The sequence below is a fragment of the Trinickia sp. genome (assembly GCF_057351765.1).
In genome coordinates this window covers 68,843-86,360 of the sequence record NZ_JBMRBK010000091.1, presented here as the reverse complement: position 1 = coordinate 86,360, position 17,518 = coordinate 68,843, and the positions used below count along the sequence as shown (strand labels likewise).

Annotated in this window: 14 protein-coding genes; 6 read left to right on the top strand and 8 right to left on the bottom strand. The window is 62.6% G+C overall.

Annotation, left to right across the window (positions count from 1 at the left end):
- Nucleotides 1-47 precede the first annotated feature (47 nt).
- The 4 genes from ACO1XS_RS24840 to ACO1XS_RS24825 all read right to left on the bottom strand — a co-directional run bounded on the left by ACO1XS_RS24840 (nt 48) and on the right by ACO1XS_RS24825 (nt 5,536).
- A complete protein-coding gene (locus ACO1XS_RS24840; RefSeq protein WP_486391938.1) occupies nt 48-1,709 on the bottom strand; it encodes a phospholipase C in 1,662 nt (553 codons plus the stop codon).
- Nucleotides 1,710-2,118: 409 nt separating this feature from the next.
- Nucleotides 2,119-3,282: a porin gene (locus ACO1XS_RS24835; RefSeq protein WP_481579672.1), complete on the bottom strand. Its 1,164-nt coding sequence runs from the start codon at nt 3,280-3,282 to the stop codon at nt 2,119-2,121.
- A 253-nt stretch (nt 3,283-3,535) separates the two neighbouring features.
- Nucleotides 3,536-4,480 carry a YihY/virulence factor BrkB family protein gene (locus ACO1XS_RS24830; RefSeq protein ID WP_486391937.1) on the bottom strand — a complete coding sequence of 315 codons (945 nt, stop codon included), beginning with the start codon at nt 4,478-4,480 and terminating at the stop codon, nt 3,536-3,538.
- Between the two features lie 135 nt (nt 4,481-4,615).
- Nucleotides 4,616-5,536 carry an AraC family transcriptional regulator gene (locus ACO1XS_RS24825; RefSeq protein ID WP_331573732.1) on the bottom strand — a complete coding sequence of 307 codons (921 nt, stop codon included), beginning with the start codon at nt 5,534-5,536 and terminating at the stop codon, nt 4,616-4,618.
- A 202-nt stretch (nt 5,537-5,738) separates the two neighbouring features.
- Here ACO1XS_RS24825 and ACO1XS_RS24820 point away from each other — a divergent pair, with 202 nt between their 5' ends.
- Nucleotides 5,739-6,653 carry an NmrA family NAD(P)-binding protein gene (locus tag ACO1XS_RS24820; RefSeq protein WP_331573726.1) on the top strand — a complete coding sequence of 305 codons (915 nt, stop codon included), beginning with the start codon at nt 5,739-5,741 and terminating at the stop codon, nt 6,651-6,653.
- A gap of 124 nt (nt 6,654-6,777) precedes the next feature.
- On the opposite strand, the gene ACO1XS_RS24815 is transcribed toward ACO1XS_RS24820, so the two are convergent.
- From ACO1XS_RS24815 to ACO1XS_RS24805, 3 genes are all read right to left on the bottom strand, one after another.
- Complete coding sequence (locus ACO1XS_RS24815) at nt 6,778-8,274, bottom strand: hypothetical protein (RefSeq protein ID WP_331573724.1); 1,497 nt, start codon at nt 8,272-8,274, stop codon at nt 6,778-6,780.
- Nucleotides 8,275-8,489: 215 nt separating this feature from the next.
- Nucleotides 8,490-9,779: a DUF3422 family protein gene (locus ACO1XS_RS24810; RefSeq protein ID WP_331573722.1), complete on the bottom strand. Its 1,290-nt coding sequence runs from the start codon at nt 9,777-9,779 to the stop codon at nt 8,490-8,492.
- Between the two features lie 134 nt (nt 9,780-9,913).
- Nucleotides 9,914-10,060: a hypothetical protein gene (locus ACO1XS_RS24805; protein ID WP_331573720.1), complete on the bottom strand. Its 147-nt coding sequence runs from the start codon at nt 10,058-10,060 to the stop codon at nt 9,914-9,916.
- 318 nt (nt 10,061-10,378) lie between these two features.
- Between ACO1XS_RS24805 and ACO1XS_RS24800 the strand changes: the two genes are divergently transcribed.
- On the top strand, nt 10,379-11,923 hold the full coding sequence (locus tag ACO1XS_RS24800) for a methyl-accepting chemotaxis protein (RefSeq protein ID WP_331573718.1): 1,545 nt from the start codon (nt 10,379-10,381) through the stop codon (nt 11,921-11,923).
- 29 nt (nt 11,924-11,952) lie between these two features.
- Here ACO1XS_RS24800 and ACO1XS_RS24795 read toward each other — a convergent pair whose 3' ends face one another.
- Nucleotides 11,953-13,416, bottom strand: coding sequence for a DHA2 family efflux MFS transporter permease subunit (locus tag ACO1XS_RS24795; protein ID WP_331573716.1), 1,464 nt, complete (start codon nt 13,414-13,416; stop codon nt 11,953-11,955).
- A 330-nt stretch (nt 13,417-13,746) separates the two neighbouring features.
- Between ACO1XS_RS24795 and ACO1XS_RS24790 the strand changes: the two genes are divergently transcribed.
- From ACO1XS_RS24790 to ACO1XS_RS24775, 4 genes are all read left to right on the top strand, one after another.
- Nucleotides 13,747-14,316 (top strand): RNA polymerase sigma factor, encoded by a 570-nt coding sequence (locus ACO1XS_RS24790; protein ID WP_331573714.1) that lies wholly within the window; start codon nt 13,747-13,749, stop codon nt 14,314-14,316.
- A gap of 58 nt (nt 14,317-14,374) precedes the next feature.
- Nucleotides 14,375-15,208 carry an anti-sigma factor family protein gene (locus ACO1XS_RS24785; RefSeq protein WP_331573712.1) on the top strand — a complete coding sequence of 278 codons (834 nt, stop codon included), beginning with the start codon at nt 14,375-14,377 and terminating at the stop codon, nt 15,206-15,208.
- A gap of 339 nt (nt 15,209-15,547) precedes the next feature.
- A complete protein-coding gene (locus tag ACO1XS_RS24780; protein ID WP_486391960.1) occupies nt 15,548-15,895 on the top strand; it encodes a DUF4399 domain-containing protein in 348 nt (115 codons plus the stop codon).
- Nucleotides 15,896-16,144: 249 nt separating this feature from the next.
- Nucleotides 16,145-17,509 (top strand): MFS transporter, encoded by a 1,365-nt coding sequence (locus ACO1XS_RS24775; protein ID WP_331573710.1) that lies wholly within the window; start codon nt 16,145-16,147, stop codon nt 17,507-17,509.
- Nucleotides 17,510-17,518 lie beyond the last annotated feature (9 nt).

Genomic DNA, 17,518 nt, shown 5'->3' with positions numbered 1-17,518 from the left:
CGCGAGGGGGCCCTGGCTTGCAAACGTCGCGGTGTGGGGCGGACTACTTACTGCTCGTCGCCTTCATGGCGTCCATGGATAGGCGTGCCCAGCGTCGGATCGAGAATGAGGCGCTGGGGATGCGGTCTATGGAAGTCGAACATATCGGAGATATCGCCGGCCGTCGCGTCGAACGAGCCTCCCCCGATGCGCGAGCCGTCGAGCCAGTTGTCTTCGATGAAACGGACGATCGAAGCCTGCGAAATCTGCGTGTGGCTGACGTAGTTCGGCTTCGTCCACGGCGAAATCACGAGGAACGGAATACGCGTGCCCGGGCCGCAGCGGCCATTCACGGGTCCGCCGTTCACCCCGAGCGGCTGCTGACCCGTGCCGCACATTCCCGAGCCGTTGAGCTGATCGGCGACCGGATCGAACGATGCGCTCGTCGGTTTCACATAAGCATGGTCATACCAGCCGTCCGAGTCGTCCCACGTCACGATCACCGCCGTACGGTCCCACTCTGGCTGCTGCTGCAGGAAATTGACGACCTTCGCCGTGAACGCCTGCTCGTCGAGCGGATCCGAGTATCCCGCGTGACCGTCCTGATAGGCGGGCGCCTTCAGGAAACTCACTGCGGGGAAGTTACCGGCCTTGACCGCCGAGAAAAAGTCATCAATATCGTACTGGTGGTTGGCCGGGTCCCTGGTCCTGCCGTCGTCCGCCAGCGAGAAGCCGACCGATTGCAGCGAGCTCGGACGCGAGTGTTGCGGGTTCGACGTGGACGCGTAGTACTGGAACCAGTTGTGGTGCGGGATGTAGTCGGCCGTCGAAGCGTTGACCACGTTCGACAGCGAGCTGCGAGCGCAGCCCGTCGTGCCGTTCGCGTTCATCGCCGACAAGTCGAAGCCGCCCATGAAGCCGCCCCACGGGATCGCCTTCGCATTGAGCAGATCGCCGATATTCTTGCCCGACATCATGGCCTGATCGGTCGCGCTCGAGCAGAGGTCATAGGCCGGATCGACGTCGTTGATCATCGTCAAGCCGCCTTGCGTATCGTTCACGTAGTACGAGTTTCTCGACGATTTGACGATCTGCATGCCGTTCGTCTGGCCCGCAATCGCTTCGAGCGCGCCAGGCGTCGACGGACCGTAAGTGTCCGTATAGGCGTTGTCGCTCATCGCGAAGCGCTGGGCATAGTTCCACATGGCCGCGACCGTATTGCCGTCGTAGTAGCCCATGACTTGGCCCTTGGTGCCGAAGGCGCCCGCGCCGCCGCTCGAACCCTTACCCGTGTACTTCGGAAAGAGATCGGCAGCACCGTTGTCGTAGGCCTGCTCTTCGGCCGTGTAGGCGTGATTCTGGTCAGCCGTTGCCGCTTGCGTGCGGTCGAGGCGGAACGGATTCGCGGCACCGGTGCCGTTGGCCGTGTTCGTAGAGTTCGGATTGCTCGTCAGCAGTGCGCCGCTCAGACCGTTGACCTTCGGCGTGCCCGGCGCGGCCACGAATACCGGCTCGCCGGCGGGGTTCGTCGCATGCGGGTAGGTCGCGAAGTAGTGGTCGAACGAGACGTTCTCGTTGTAGATGACGACGAGGTGTTTGATCGGCGTAGCGGTCGGGAACGTATCGGCGAACCGGTGCCAGTGCCGTGCCTGAGAGTTGTCGCCGTACGCGGCAAACGCGGTCAGCGACACCGCGGCGAGTAGGGCAGGAAAGTACGTGCGGCGAAACATGGGGCGTGCTCCTGATCGTGGGGGAACGGGCGCATTGGAGCACGCGCAAATTAAGGGACCGAGGCACCGAGCTTTCAGAAGTCGATCAACCAGCTTTCTAGTTGCTTCGCGTTTGCTGGCGATGCCCCCTGCTCTGCGTTGGGCAGGAGTAACCGCTGAAGCGGTAACTCGGGCCTAGCTCTGCGTTGGGCAGGAGTAACCGCTGAAGCGGTAACTCGGGCCTTGCTCTGCATTGGGCAGGAGTAACCGCTAGAGCGGTAACTCCGGCCTTGCTTTGCATTGGGCAGGAGTAATCGCTAAAGCGATAACTCCTGCCGTAAAAAAAAAAACCGGCCGGGAACGATCCCTGCCGGTTTGGCATTGCATCGGAGTCCTGACGATCGCTCGTCGCGACCCCGTTCGACTTCGATTAGAACTTGTGGCGCAGACCCACTGCCACGAGTTCCTGGCTGCTCGTGCCGGCGTAGCCGTACGAACCCACCGACGCTTGCGCGTTGACAACCGCCGTGCCCGTCGCGTCACGCGTCTGGCCGCTGGCATGTTGATATGCGCCAACGAGGTACACGTCCGTGCGCTTCGAGAGCGAGTAGTCGGCACCCAGCGAAACCTGGTGGTACTTGGCCGACGTATCGCCGCTCGACTTCGTGTAGCTATAGCCGAGGCCCAGCAGCATCGCCGGCGTCAACTGGTAGTTCACGAAGCCTTGCCCCGTGTTGTACTTCTCGGTCGAACCGAACGTCGACAAGCCGTCCGACTTGTATTGCGCATTGCTGTAGCCAGCGCCGACCGTGAACGCACCCACCGTGTACTGCGCGGCAACGCGAGCGATATTGATCGACTTCGCCGTCTGGTAACCCAGGTTGATCGGGCCGTTGAACGTGCCGTCCGACGTGCCGTTCCAGCCGCCGCCCGATGCCGTCGGCGTGCGCACGCCGTTCGTGTTGTCAGCCTTGAAGTAGCCTGCTGCAACGCCGAGCGGGCCGTTGTTGTAAGCCGCAGCCACCGACCACGTTTGACCCGAGCCCGTCTTGCCGGCGACACCGCCCAGCGAGTACATGCCCTCGACCTGGAAGCCGGCGTAGTTCGGCGACAGGTACTTGATCGAGTTGTTCGTACGCGAGCTGTTGTCGTAGTTGTCGACGTCGCCTGCCGTTGCGAACACGCTGCCGAAGTAGTTGTCAGCCGTGATGCCTTGCACCAGGTCGACGAGCGGATCGTATTGACGGCCCAGCGTCACCGTACCGAATTGCTTGCTCTCGAGGCCGACGAACGCCTGGCGGCCGAACATGCGGCTACCTTGACCCAGTTGACCCGTGGTGGAGTTGAAGCCGTTTTCCAATTGGAAAATCGTTGCGAGTCCGCCGCCCAGATCTTCCTGGCCCTTCAGGCCCCAGCGGCTGCCGGACAGATTGCCGGTGCCCATGTTCCAGCCGTTGTCGCTACCCGACTGGTGATGTACGTACGTGATGGACGTGTCGATCACGCCATACAGCGTCACGCTGCTCTGAGCTTGAGCAGCACCCGCGGCGCCGAGCAATGCGAGCGAGAGCGTCGACAATGCGATTTTTTTCATCATTTCTCCACGCGAATGATTATCGAAGACTGTTGCGAAGCGGAGAATATCGCAATGTCCTTACAAAGGTGACAGGAAAAAAAGAAAGTGTCTCCAAAAGGAAACACCCGTGTCACGTGGCCGCGGTAAGCCGCCACGCGACGCATCGTTGCGTAATGCGAAATTGTCTATTCCTAAATGAGGAATAGTTCACGTTGTGATATTTAATTAATCGAACGCGCGTAATTGTCTGGCTAAAGCGCCACTTAATTCATCAGCGTAGCGTTTTACCGGCTGCCGGACGGACGGGGCCCGCACGCTGCCGTTCCTTTCGGCGCTGATCTCTCGCGGCACGCCTCGTGCGATCGCGGGACGCGGCGAACTCCGCGCCGAACAGCAGGACGAGGGCCGAAAAGTAAAGCCACATGAGCAGTGCCGCGAGCGAGCCTGCCGCGCCGAACGCATTGGCCATTCCGGCATGCGCGAGATAGAGCGCGAACAGCTTTTTGCCGCCAGAAAACAGCAACGCGGAGACGACGCCGCCTATCAAGGCATCGCGCCACTCGACACGAGCGTCGGGCAGGAATTTGAGTAGCGCTGCGAACGACAGCGCGAGTACCACGAGCCCGAACGTCAACTGCAGGATGTCGCCGACTGCGGCATACGAGGTACCGCCCCAGAGCCATTCGCCGACGAACGTGATGATGGTATCGAGCACGAGCGATACGATCGCGAGAAACGCCACGCCGAGCACGAGTCCGAATGAAATGAGCCGCACCTTGACGAGCGCGACGACGCTGGAAAAACGGCTCGTCGCACCGATCGGCCATACGACGGCGAGGGCGCTGTTCAAAGAAGCGAAGGTCGCCGACGCGCCGAGTGCGAGCGCGACGAACGACACGAATGCGGCGAAGCCGCCGCTGTCTTTGTGCGTACGGGCATTGGCGACGATCATCTGCACCGCGGCGGCCGCCTCGTCGCCGATCAACTGATGAACGTCCGAGAAGATTTCTCCGCGGATGGCGTCGGCGCCGAAAAACCAGCCCGCGACGGCGATTACCATGACGAGTAGCGGCGCCAGCGAAAAGGCCGAAAAAAAGGCGATGCCGGCTGCCATCGTCGTGCATCGGTGTTCGCCGAAATGCACGACCGCATCGGCGACGCAGGCGACTTCGCGCCGCGCGGCATCATACGTTCTGCGAAGTGAAAGCGCGGTCATGGCGTGCCCCGACAGAAAACCGAGCGATTGCTCCACATCCCGCAGGGGACGTGCCAGCCCGAGGTGTGGCGGCGCAGGAATTCCGCCTGTGCCGGTTGCCGCGCCGACGGCATTGCGTGCGTTCCGATATGGCACTCAGCCGTATCGCGCGCGGCGCTCGATCGGCGCCGAGGGCTCGCCATCGTGGCTTTGCTTGGCGGCGCGCATCATGTGCCGCGGCGTGGTGCCGAGCAAACGGCTCATCCAATGCGCCATATGGCTTTGGTGCGCGAAACCGGTTTCCAAGGCAACCTGCGTGGCGCTCAGCTTGCCTTGCAAGATCAACTCGCGGGCGCGCTCGACGCGGCGTTGAACGACGTAACGATGCACCGGCATCGCAAACGTCTCACGAAAGAGGACTTTGAAGTGCGGCACGCTAAGTTCGACCAATGCGGCGAGATCCGACAGCGTCAAACGCTGGTCCAGATGGCTCTCGATGAACTCCGCAACGAGTCTGGCCGCGCGCGGCCCGAGCGTTTGCTTGCGCTCGCCAAGGGCGGGCGCGCCTGCAGCCAGTCGCACCGTCATCGCGGTGCACAGGCTCTCCGCGAAGAGCGGATCGGACGGCAGATCGGATTCGAGCTCGGCACGCAGCGCCCACGCGAGATGCTGCAAGCGCGGATCGCGTAATTGGAATTGCGGGCGGATGCGCGCTTGCGAAGCTGTGAGGCCAAGCTGATCGAAAGTGGTTCGTGCGAAGCGATCCGTCACCCAGATGCGCAAGATCGTACTGTCGGACTCGTCGATCCACTCGCCGTCGAGCCCGGCGGGAACGACATCGGCATCGCCGTGCGCCTGGATGCGGGCGCATCGGCTCCCGTCGCAGCGGCAGCGGGCCTTGACTGGCGCACCGACGTGAAAGGCGATGCGGTGGGCCGTACTTGCCGGAACCTGGTAGGCCCCGGCGGGGAACGCCAACAATTCGGCGCCGAACCCAGTCCATCCCAGGCCGGTGCTCGAGTGCAGCACGTACCGCGCGAGGGGCGGCGGGAGTTGATCGCGTGTCGTTGCGTTCATGGCATCGAGGGGCTGGGCGTCGGTTCGAATGGTCGACATTGTGCGACGTTTTCACCGGGTCCGCTCCGGCATGCCCTACATGCGGCGCGCGGCTGGGTGGCCCATCGTCGCCATCCATATCTGCGAATTGCGATCCGGGCATGCGCGCGAAACCTCCGATGCCGCGATAGGATCGGCCTCACCTTAGTGGACGGAGCAAATCGTGTTCGTCATTTTCGGTGCATCGGGAAATGTGGGGCGCGCGACGGTAACGGCGCTCGTCGAGGCGGGAAAGCCCGTGCGCGCGGTGGTACACGACCGCGCGCAGGGCAACGCGTTTGCACGCATGGGATGCGACGTGGTCGTGTGCGAATTGGCCGATAGCGCCGCGGTACAACGTGCGCTCGAAGGTGCATATGCGGTGCAGATGCTTTGCCCGGTGCCACGCGGCGACACGGAACCGGCCGATACGATGCGTCGAGCGATCGATGCGGTCGAGACGGCGCTGCGTGCGCGGCCACCTTCCGTTGTGCTTGCGCTGTCGGACTATGGCGCGGAAAAGCCGCGCGGAACCGGGATCACGGTCCTCTTTCACGAACTGGAGCAGCGGTGGCGCGGTATTGCGGCGCGCTCGATCATGCTGCGTTCGGCCGAGCATATGCATAACTGGGCGCGCGTGATGCCGCTTGCGTTGCAAACAGCGGTGCTACCGAGCTTTCACCATCCGCTGAGCAAGCAATTTCCGACGGTGGCGGCATCCGATGTCGGGCGCGTCGCGGCCCAACTGCTGCTCGACGAATCCGAGCAGGCATTGCGCGTGGTGAGTGTGGAATGCGAGCACCGCGTCAATGCGTTCGAGGTCGCGCAAACACTTGGCCAGGCGAGCGGCCGGCACATCGATGCCGTCGCGGTACCGCGCGAAGCTTGGGAGCAGACGCTCGCCCATGCGGGACTGAGCGCCGCGCATGTGGCGTTGATCGTCGAGCTTTACGACGCGCATAACGCCGGCATGATCGACGTCGAAGCCGGCGCGGGCGAACGCCGTTTCGGTTCGACGTCGCTGCGCGAGGTGTTCGACGAGATCGTGCCGCGCGTGATGGCGATGCGTAACGCCTCGGTAGGCGGCGAGCAGTTGTGAGGACGATCGAAGCAATCGTGTCGCTCGCCTGGCAATGGGCCCTGCGGCTGGCGTCGATACCGGAAATGCTGGCGGGAATTCCAAACAGTAATGAGGATTTTTCGTTGCATTAGTCTGACCGGCGTCAGACCGGCCGCTTGCCTTCCTCGAGATATTCAACGATCAGTTGCCGAAGAGCGGCGATGCGTTCGTAAGGCGTGGCAGCGCTGGCGCCGAACGCGCGTCCGTACGCTGCCCCGTGGCCCCGAGCTTGCAGCCATGCTCCGGGAAGCCAGCGCCGTATTTTTTCCGCCAGCATATGTGTCGCCTGTTGCGCAATCGCCGAAGGTGCGGGAGGCTGCCCAGTCGATTCGCCCTGGCGCGTTCCGATGCTGCCGAAGAATGCCTCGTAAAAACGCTCGACGGTGTATCGCTCGCCATTTGGAAACTGGAGACGGTCGGACATCGGCGAGGCGTAGGCCATGTCGTTCGTCTGCACACCGCCCCATCGCTCCCTATGTCCAGCCGCCGCAATTGCACGGTAGTCGAGGGCAATATCGCTCAGGTCCTTCACGAGGACGTCGACAACCCGCCCGTGAACGTCAATCACGACATCGATATTCTGCTCGTGCAATTGCGGATGGGCATGCGTGTCGGTGAGCGTGTTCATCAGGATAGCCGCGAGCTTCGGCGCCAACTCGCGAACGAGCCACGATCCTTGAAGTTCGCCGATCGAAGTAGCTCCCCGCGCGCCGGTACCGAAAATGGTTCGTCCTTGCTCGCTATCGGCAAATGCGGGGTCCGTCAGCACGTGAACGGGGGCGACGAAGTCGCCATTCTTGAATCCACGACTGGCCACGGGCATTTCGCGCCAAAGCGCGGTGATCGGTGCCGCGCCATCGTCGAATCTCAGCGCGATGCCGGCCGGCTCACGGATATAGTGGGGGTTGCCTTGCAGTGCCGCGGAAAATTGGACTGCGGCTTCGACGTCCCGCGGCAACAATCGCTTGTGGGGCGCGTTGAAGGAGAAACGTGGGTTGTCAGGTATCGAAAATTTGAACTGCTGCCAGCCCGAGCCTGTTTTGATCAGTACCGTTCGATACGAACTGCGCATGAAAGCGGGCTCTCTCTGCTCCAGGGTCGGCTGGCCGAAATGTTCGCTCAGGCGCTCGAGATTGGTCCGGTCGCCATAGTGCAAGCGGATGCGGACCTTCCCGTCGGGTGCTTCGAATGGCGAGCCCCTCACGTCGCCGAATACCGTCAGACTGCCCCCCTTTTGCGCAATCGTTCGCTCGTCGAGATCCCAAAACGGCGAGACACCGCGTACCGTCGACGGCATGAACTGCGACGCCAGCCGTTCATTGGGGCGGCTGCCGTTGAACTGGCCTTCGTGAAAGACCAGGCCGATTGCGTACTTGTCGTAAGGGGTCTCGATGAGCGGGTCCGATAGCGTTACCCGCGCTCGCTTATGGAGGTATACGGAGGAGTTGTTCGCCGGCCTGGCATTCAGCGGCTGTAGCGCAGGCGGCAAGCTTCGCGTCGCGGGCGCCGGCTCGGGCGGATTCGAAGACGTGCGTCCGCCCGCGATTGGCTGCTCGCCGTCGGGACGATTCTCGCAGCGGTCCTTTCCAATCCGTGTCATGTCCGAGGAGCCCTCCAATGCAAGTCGACCCCGTCGCTTACGCTCGATGGTGCTCAGTATCCGCGTCCAAGGCTCGGCCTTATGCGAACTGGTTTGCGGGAAAACGCAATTCCGGAGCGGCCGCCGTGCACTGGGTGTAATCGTGTGAATAATGCATCGGGCGATGGATTTCGCGGCGCCAGCCGGATTCTGTCGCGGCTGGCTGGTGCGGCGTCCTAACCCATCTGTCGGTGCGAATCTGCGCGGCCCAAACGACGGATGCGGCGGGTGAACAACAGCACGCCCGCCACGACGGGAACGATGAGCAGGCCTTCCAGCACCTCGGGGTCCAGCGGCAGTTGTGCCGCGTGGAGCGCGCGTAGCGCCGCGCCCGAAAGATTGAGGACGTAGTACGAGATGGCCGCCACGGAGAGGCCCTCCACCGCATGTTGCAGATGCAGTTGCGTGCGTGCGGTGCGATTCATGCCTTCGAGCAGCGCAGTCGTATGTTCCTCCTGTGCCAGATTGACGCGCGTACGCAGCAGATCGACGGCCCTCGCAACACGCGTGGCGGACTGTTGATGCCTCGACCACACGGAACTGCACGTTTGCATGGCGGGCAATAACCGGCGCTGCATGAATTCCGCGATCGTAGGGAACCCTTCGATCCGCGCTTCCCGCAACTCGGCAATGCGTGCGAGCACGAGCTTCTCGTAGGCCGCGGACGCGCTGAAGCGCGTCTCCAGGCCAGCGTGCGCCTCGATCTGGCCGGCCAGGCGGGTGAGCTCCCTGAGCAGATAGGCGTCGTCGTGCTCGGGGCCGGTCTGCTCCATGCGCCGCATGAGCATCGATAGCGATCCGTCGAGTTTGCCGAGAAACTGGCTGTGGCGGCGGGCGTCCGGTAACGCGAGCAACGCCATCATCCGATAGGTCTCGATTTCGAAAAGCCGCTGGATCAGGCGGCCGGCCTGCGCCTCGCGAAAGCCGAGATCGAGTACCAGGAAGCGAGAGAAGTGATCGTCGTGGACGAGCCAGTCGCAGTAGACTTCACCGCCCGAAAGAACCTTGGTACCCACGAGTACGGGCCCAGGCAGTAACGCCCGGACTTCACGGCGTGCCGCTTCGGCTTCGGCGTTGCAGAGCAATTCGGCGTGGACGGCGACAAAGACGCTTTTTTCGAGCAGTGCGAGCCATGAGCGCGGAATATCCGCCATCGCTGCGCCATCGAAAAGACGCTCCTGTGCGGCCGTGCGCACGAAGGTGAAGGTGGAAAACTCGGTGTGCTTTTCCCACTTGACTTGCCAGTCGCCTTTTCCCGCCGCGTAATGATTGTGCTGGGCAGAAGGCGCCGGAAGTTCCATCGCGGCGGCCAATGCCGCCAACAATCGGCCGTGGATGTCTTCGTCGTGCTCGGAATAGATGGCGAGATGGCTCAGTGACGCCGGGCCGGTAATTCGCAGGAAGGGGCGTGCGTGAAGTTCCTTGGAAAGCGGATCTCTGAGCGGATGATTGAGCGAGGCGAACATCGTGAGGAATCGGTAGCCGGGTGCGCCAGTGTACCGTTTCCTCGTGGCCGTTTCGAATGGCGGCGACTGCCGCCAGCCTGCACAGCCGCGCGCAATCCTGCGCTCAACGGCGTCCGGCGGGCATCGGCGGAAGACTACCGGCGTCGGTACGGATGGGCCTCGACCGTCACCTTGCTGCGCTCGAGCCTCGTTGCGACACGCGGGCTCGCGCCGCGGATGAACAGGATCGCGCAAGTGGCGACCATGAACCAGATGGAGAGAATTGTCGCGAAAGCGCTCATGTCGGCCTCCCAGAGTGTCGAAGATCGCGACCGGGTCTCGGGCTTGTCAGCCATCCGGTCTGTCGATGATTGGCAGTCTGCGCGCGCGACGCGGGCTTCGATTCGATAAAAAGAGGCCGAATTCAGGGCTAATCCGAGCCATGGGAGGCGATGGCTCGAATCTGGAGACTGCAGGGGCTGGGAAAACGCGGGGCATCGAGGGGTTCAGAAAGTTTTACGGCTGCCGTTGATCAGATAGCGTCGCCCGCGTTCGTTCCCTGTAATTGGGCTGCGAGATGGCGCCTCCCCTTGGCCGAGCTCCGAAGAAGGAATTGCCCTATGCTGCCCCGTTTCCGTGATCTGCGCATTGGCGCTCGTCTGGCCATCGCCTTTTTCATCGCCGCTTTGCTGACAGCGGTGCTTGGTGTCGTGGCGTATGGACGGTTGTCCGCCATCAGTGGGGAATGGCAGGAGTACGAATCGGTCACAGTCGCGAAACTCCGCTTGCTCGAGCACGCGAAAGATATGTTCGGCGAGGCGGTGCACAGCTACAAGGATTACGTCCTTCGCGGCGGTGCATATCGCGCGAAGTTCCTCGCGAACCTGGACGAGATCGATAACTCGGCTCGAACGTCATTGCGCTTGGGTTCATTTGGGCCTGCCGAGTCGGCGGGTGTCGACACGCTGATTGCGGCAACGGCCGCTTACCGTGCGACGCTCGTGGCCCTCGATCCGCTGATCGCGTCAGGTGCTTCGATCGAATTGCGCGACCGTAACGTCGCGGGAGCGGACAAGCCCATCGGCCGTGCCCTCGATGCCTTGATCGCCATCGGGACCGCACGCACGCATGAAAAGGGGGCTTCGATCACAGAAGCCGCCTTGTTCGCGCAACGCACGATCATCGGGGTAACCATCGCGGCCTTGGTGTTGGCCATCCTGTTGGCGTTTTTCATCGCCCGGGGCATTACCGTTCCGATCGGCGCAGCCGTATCGGCCGCCGAGGCGGTAGCGCGTGGCGATCTCACGCAAGCGATCGTCACCGATCGCGCCGACGAGACAGGCAGGCTTCTAAGCGCGCTCGGCGATATGACCGGGTCGCTTCTCCGAGTCGTGGGCCAGGTACGTCGCGGCGCCGATGGCTTGGCGACGGCGACCAGCCAGATCGCCGCGGGCAATCAGGATCTCTCTTCGCGCACGGAGGAGCAGGCGAGCTCGCTCGAGCAGACCGCCTCCAGCATGGAGGAACTCGCCGCGGTGATTCGGCGCAATGCGGACAATGCGCACCAAGGCACCGCAATGGCCGGCAATGCGGCCGAGGTTGCGCTCAAAGGCAGCGCCGTGGTGGGCAACGTCGTCGATACCATGGGCGAGATCAGCGAGCGCTCGGGCAAGATCGCGGACATCACCGGGATCATCGAAGGGATCGCGTTTCAGACGAACATTCTCGCGTTGAATGCGGCGGTGGAGGCAGCACGCGCCGGGGATCAAGGGCGCGGTTTCGCTGTCGTGGCGTCAGAGGTGCGCAATCTGGCCCAGCGTTCGGCTGGCGCCGCCAAGGAAATCAAGGAGCTCATCGCCACGTCCGTCGCGAAAGTCGACGATGGTGCACGACTGGCATCGGAAGCTGGCGAGACGATGGACGAGGTCACGCGAGCGATCACGGCGGTGCGCGACATCATGAATGAAATTGCAGCGGCTTCGGCAGAGCAAAGCCGTGGCATCGAGCAAGTCAATATAGCGGTGGCCCAGATGGATCAGACGACGCAGCAAAACGCGGCGCTCGTCGAAGAGGCCGCAGCTGCCTCGACTTCGCTACACGAGCAGGGGCGCCAACTGAGCGAGGTCGTGGCATTTTTTCAAATCCCGTCGACTCGACTACTGTAGACACCTTCAAGATCTCGAGCGCCGCGGCGCTACCGGCTCGCGCTGGAAACGGATTGCGCGGTCTCGTCCGGATGAGCTACCGTTTCATGGGGCCGCGTCCGCACGAACGCGCCGGCCAACACCGCGGCGATCGTGGCGGCAATCGCGCCGAGCAGGAACGCGAGATGGTAACCGCCGTTGAGCGCGCGGTTGAGGTCCGCCCCCGCGGCGGCAAGCCGATCGCTGCGCGCAGCCGCCAGGCTGGCGAGAATCGCCAACCCCAGCGCGCCGCCCATCATGAACGACGTGTTGACCACGCCGGAGGCCAGACCCGACTCGTCGGGCGCCACATCGCTCATGGCGGCCAGCAGAACCGGGTTGAACGCCACACCGGCACCGAGGCCCAGCAGGATCATGCCCGGCAGCACGTGTAACGCAAAGCTGCCGTCCACGGGTGCGCGCGCAAACGACGCAAGGCCGAGCGCCGCGACGAGAAGACCGATGCACAACGGGGCGCGAATACCGAAGCGCATGACGAGCTTCGCCGATAGCCCGAGGGAAAAGACGGCCATGATGATGTTGGCCGGCAGGAATGCCAGGCCGACTTTCATGGCGCTGTAGCCGAGCACCCGCTGGAGATAGAGCGCCGAGATGAAGAACCATGCGAACATCGCCGCGGCCCAGAGCACCCCCACCACGTTGGCGGTCGCCACATTGCGCAACGCGAACATGCGAAGCGGCATGAGCGGATGTGACACGCGCGATTCGACGATCAGAAAAACGACCATCAAGCCGATGGCGAGGCCGAGCTGTGCAAGAGTCGGTACGGACGTCCAGCCCGCTTTGTTGCCATGCACGATCGCATAGACCGCGAACATCAACGAGGTCGTGACGGCGAGCGCGCCCGCCACATCGAGTTTGCCGCGCTCAGCCAACGGCTTGGCGGCCGGCAGCAGCGCCAGGCATGCCACATAGACGCCGACACCGATCGGGACGTTGACCAGAAATATCCAGTGCCAGCTGAGCGTACTCGTCAGCAGACCGCCAAGCAGCACGCCGATACTGCCGCCGCTCGCGCAGACGAAGCCATAGACGCCCATCGCTTTCGCGCGATCGCCCGGCGAGGTGAACAGATTCATGATCAGCGACAGCGAGACGGCGGAGACCACCGCTCCGGCCACACCTTGCACCGCGCGCGCAGCGACCAGCAGGCCTTGCGAATAAGCGAGCCCGCATCCGGTGGACGCCAGCGTGAAAAGCGCGATGCCTAGCAGGAACAGCCTCCGGTGCCCGAACAGATCGCCGAGGCGGCCGCCCAACAGTAGAAAACCGCCGAACGTGAGCATGTAGGCATTGACCACCCATACGAGCGACGTTTCGGTGAACCCGAGATCCGCGCGGATGGACGGCAAGGCGACGTTCACGATGGTCGTATCGAGTACGATCATCAGCACGCCGAAACAGAGCAGGATCAGCGCGAGCCAACGCCTGCGTTCGTCGATGCCATGTTCCATGAGCCACTCCTCTCGTATTCGCGATTGCTTTTGGGGTGATGTCCATATCTCTGACTCGGCGGCGACAATAGTGGGGACCGTGGCCGCCGCGCCATTCGACGCGAGCAATGATAAATGCTCGGCGCATTCTTCAGCGCCGAGCTGAGCGGGCGCCAATTCGTCACTACGGCTTTTAGTAGATATCGGCAATGTTTGAATGGGAACGGTGTGCGTGCTTCGCTTTTCCGTAGTTCCACTTCTGGTTTGCGTAGATCATGGGGCCGCTAACGTGACACACTTCGGATGCAGCGCGACTTCAACGAGGTGCTTCAGGTAAAACGGTGCAAATCGATGAATCAGGTGGACGATCTAGCAGAAATTTTACCGAGCCTGTTGCCGCGATTGTGGCGGTTCGGACTGCGGCTTGCCCGCAACAAGGAAGACGCCGAAGATCTCGTCCAGCGTGCTTGCGTGCGCGCGCTGGAGCGGCGACACCAATTGCAGCCGGGCACGTCGGCGCTGAGCTGGACGTTTTCGATCATGCATTCCGTCTGGTTGAACGAGGTGCGAGCGCGCCAGATTCGCAGCCGCGCCAGTCTCGAATGGAGCGAGGAGTTGGTCGATACCATTGCGACCCCGGCCGGTTCCAATCCCGAGCTGAAAGTGCTGCATTGGGAAATCATGAAAGCGGTGGACGAATTGCCGGATGCGCAGCGCGTCGTGATGTTGCTTGTTGCGAGCGAAGGACTAAGCTACCAGGAAGCGGCGGACACACTTGGCATTCCGATCGGGACCGTCATGAGCCGGCTCGCCCGCGCCCGGCTTACGATCGGGCAGCGTTTCCACAACGACGACCGCCGGGCGGTTCGCGCTCCCGCCAACCGGCAAGCCGGCAATATGCGCGATCCGAGGGTGGTATGACGTTTGCGGAAATCGAATGCGTGGGGTTGGCGCAAACGATGACAGGAGAACCTCAATCATGAGCGTCGACGAGATCGTGCTGATGGAGTATGTCGACGGCACGGCCAGTCCCGAAGTGCGGGCCGAGGTCGAGGCCGCGCTCGAACAGTCGCCGGATCTGGCCGAGCAGCTCGTCATCATGCGCGCTTCCGCTTTGCCGTTTCAGGCTGCGTTCGAACATCAAGTGCTGCCCGACGTCCCGGCGCAGCTTCGCTCGAACGTCGAGCGGCTTGCCTCGAATGCCCCGCGTGGCCGCCAACGCATGATGCTGCCCTGGCTCGCCGTCGCGTTCGTTGCCGGTGCATTCAGCGCGGGTATCGTGTTCAGATACCTTCCGCCGGTCACGACTGGCTCGCTGCTGGCCGCCGCCGATACGAGGGACTCGCAAGTTTCGCCATGGGTCAAAGCCGTCGTCGATTATCAGGTGCTGTACTCGCGCAAGACGCTCGCCGATCTCGTTACGGACCGCAATGCCACCGCGCGGACGGTGGATCAGATCCGCCGCGTCGACGGTATGCCGACGCTCAGCATTCCCGATCTGCGTGCGGCCGGTCTCACGTTCAAACGCGTACAGCGATTGAACTATGCCGGCCAACCGCTGGTGCAGATCGTTTATCTGCCCGAGCGGGGCGATCCCGTCGCGCTGTGCGCGATTGCCGAAACAGGACCCGACGAGCCGGCGCATGCGGAGCAGGTGGGCGGGATGGACGCCATCACCTGGCGGCGCGATCGTCTCGCGTATGTTCTCGTTGCGAAAAACGACAGCGTCGATCTCGCGCGGCTCGGCACGCAGATCGCACAGGGTCGTACTCCGGAGTTGGCGCCTCAGCTCTACGGGAGTGCCGGCGTGTAAGCGCCCGGCGATGGTGATCGCTGAGCGGGCGTGAGTTCTGGCGATAGCTCCGTTGTCGTGTCGATCCCGACCGGAAATCTTTCTGCACTTCCTGTACAAAGACCCATAGCGGCGCGCATAGCGCGCGCTCGCCCATGCGCGCTTTCGTAGTCGCGGAATAAAGTCGGTGGCCGCTGTGTTTTGCAAGTACGCAGCAACGTTATGCGTTCGGTATGCAGCGGCGAACGTGCGCGCCGATTTACGGAGTTTTCATCCTTCCAGGAGCTAGTCCCCATGATTCGACGATTCGCAAAGCTTCTTCTCAATTTGGCGATATGCGCGAGCGTCTCCACCGGCTCGATGAGCGCGCAGGCGGCCGCGGGCGTCGGTTTTGTCGAGCCTGCCGATGGCGCGACAGTGAGCAACCCCGTGCACGTCAAATTCGCCGTCAGCGGAATGCGCGTCGCGCCCGCGGGCGAAGTGATCGAAGGGGCGGGGCATCACCATATCCTCATCGACGGCAAGCCGCTTGCGAAAGGAGACGTGATACCTGCGAACGATCACGCCATTCATTATGGTAAGGGCCAAACCGAAGCCGAACTGACGCTGCCGCCGGGCGACCATACGCTCACGTTGCAGTTCGCCGATGGCGCACATCGATCATACGGACCGGAATGGAGCCAGACGATCAAGGTCCATGTGAAGTAAAAACCGCACCCTCGGACGCCGACGAGATGGGTATCCAACCCGGCGTCCGGCCGGCTCATCGGGAAATCCCTCGTTATTGGAATAGTCCAATTTTTCTGGATCTTTTTGCAAGTCGGCTGCGTGCCTTCCCTCTACAATGGCTCGACCACACCGGCCGGGCCCGTTCGACGGATCGCATCAGGACGACTGCCTAACGCGCAACTTCGTCACCCCGGTCAGAAAACATAAGACAAGACATGGAGGAAGACGATGACAGTTGCCCACGCCGTCGACATTCAGGATTTCATCAACGCTCGGCGCTTTTCGAAGTTCCAGTGGCTGATTTTTTCCATGTGTTTCGTCATCGTGCTGCTCGACGGCTTCGATACGGCCTCGATCGGCTTCATCGCCCCTTCGCTGCTCGGCGAATGGCATCTGACCAAGCCCTCCCTTGCGCCAGTCTTGAGCGCCGCATTGTTCGGTCTGGCCTTCGGTGCGATCGTCGCCGGTCCTTTGTCCGACCGGCTCGGCCGACGCAAGCTATTGATCGGTTCCGTCGCCATCTTCGGCGTGGCCTGCCTGATATCGGCCTTTGCCGGTGACCTGAGTCAGTTGACGATCCTGCGCTTCATAACCGGCATCGGCCTCGGGGCTGCCATGCCGAACGCGGTCACCATGATGAGCGAGTATTGCCCCGATTCGCGTCGCTCCACACTGACCAACCTCATGTTCTGCGGCTTCCCTTTGGGTGCGGCGTTGGGTGGCTTCCTGGCCGCCTGGATCATTCCGCATTACGGCTGGCGCAGCGTGCTCGTCCTGGGCGGCCTCGTGCCGCTGGCGCTCTTGCTGGTCATGGCTGCTGCTTTGCCCGAATCCGTCCGCTTCATGGTGCTGCGTGCGCAATCCAAGGAGAAGATCCGCGCCGCGCTGCGGCGCATTTCGCCGGATGCGGATGCGGTCCATGACTTCACGTTGGGCGAGGCGGCTCCGGCGCATCACGGCAATGGGATCGGTGTCGTACTGTCCCGTTCGTACATCTTCGGCTCCATCATGCTGTGGATCGCCTATTTCATGGGGCTCGTGATTTTCTATGCGGCAATCAATTGGATGCCGATCCTGCTCAAGGATGCAGGGCTTGCGCCGCAGCGAGCCACGCTGATCTCCGCATTGTTCCCGCTCGGCGGCATCGGTGCCGTGCTGTCAGGCGCGCTGATGGATCGGCGTAACGGAAACCGGATCGTCGCGGCCTGCTTTGCATTGACGGCCGTCAGTGTTTTCATGATCGGCCAGACGGCCGGCAATATCGGTGGCCTCGTGCTGTTGGTATTCATGGCGGGTGTGTTGATGAATACAGCTCAGTCGTCGCTGCCGGCGCTCGCGGCTGCCTTCTATCCGACCGCCGGACGCGGTACCGGCGTTGCCTGGATGCTCGGCATCGGCCGATTCGGCGGAATCGCCGGCTCTTTTCTCGTAGCCGAGCTGACACGTCTGCACTTCAGCTTTGCGGGCATCTTCGCAGTCCTGGCCGTGGGCGGCATCATTTCCGCCGTGGCGCTGCTCGTGAAGCAGGCAGTCCATCCTCAGCAAGGCAGCAAGGGTCCGAGCGGCGATCGCGCGCAGGCCCTTGCGCACTGATTGGATTGT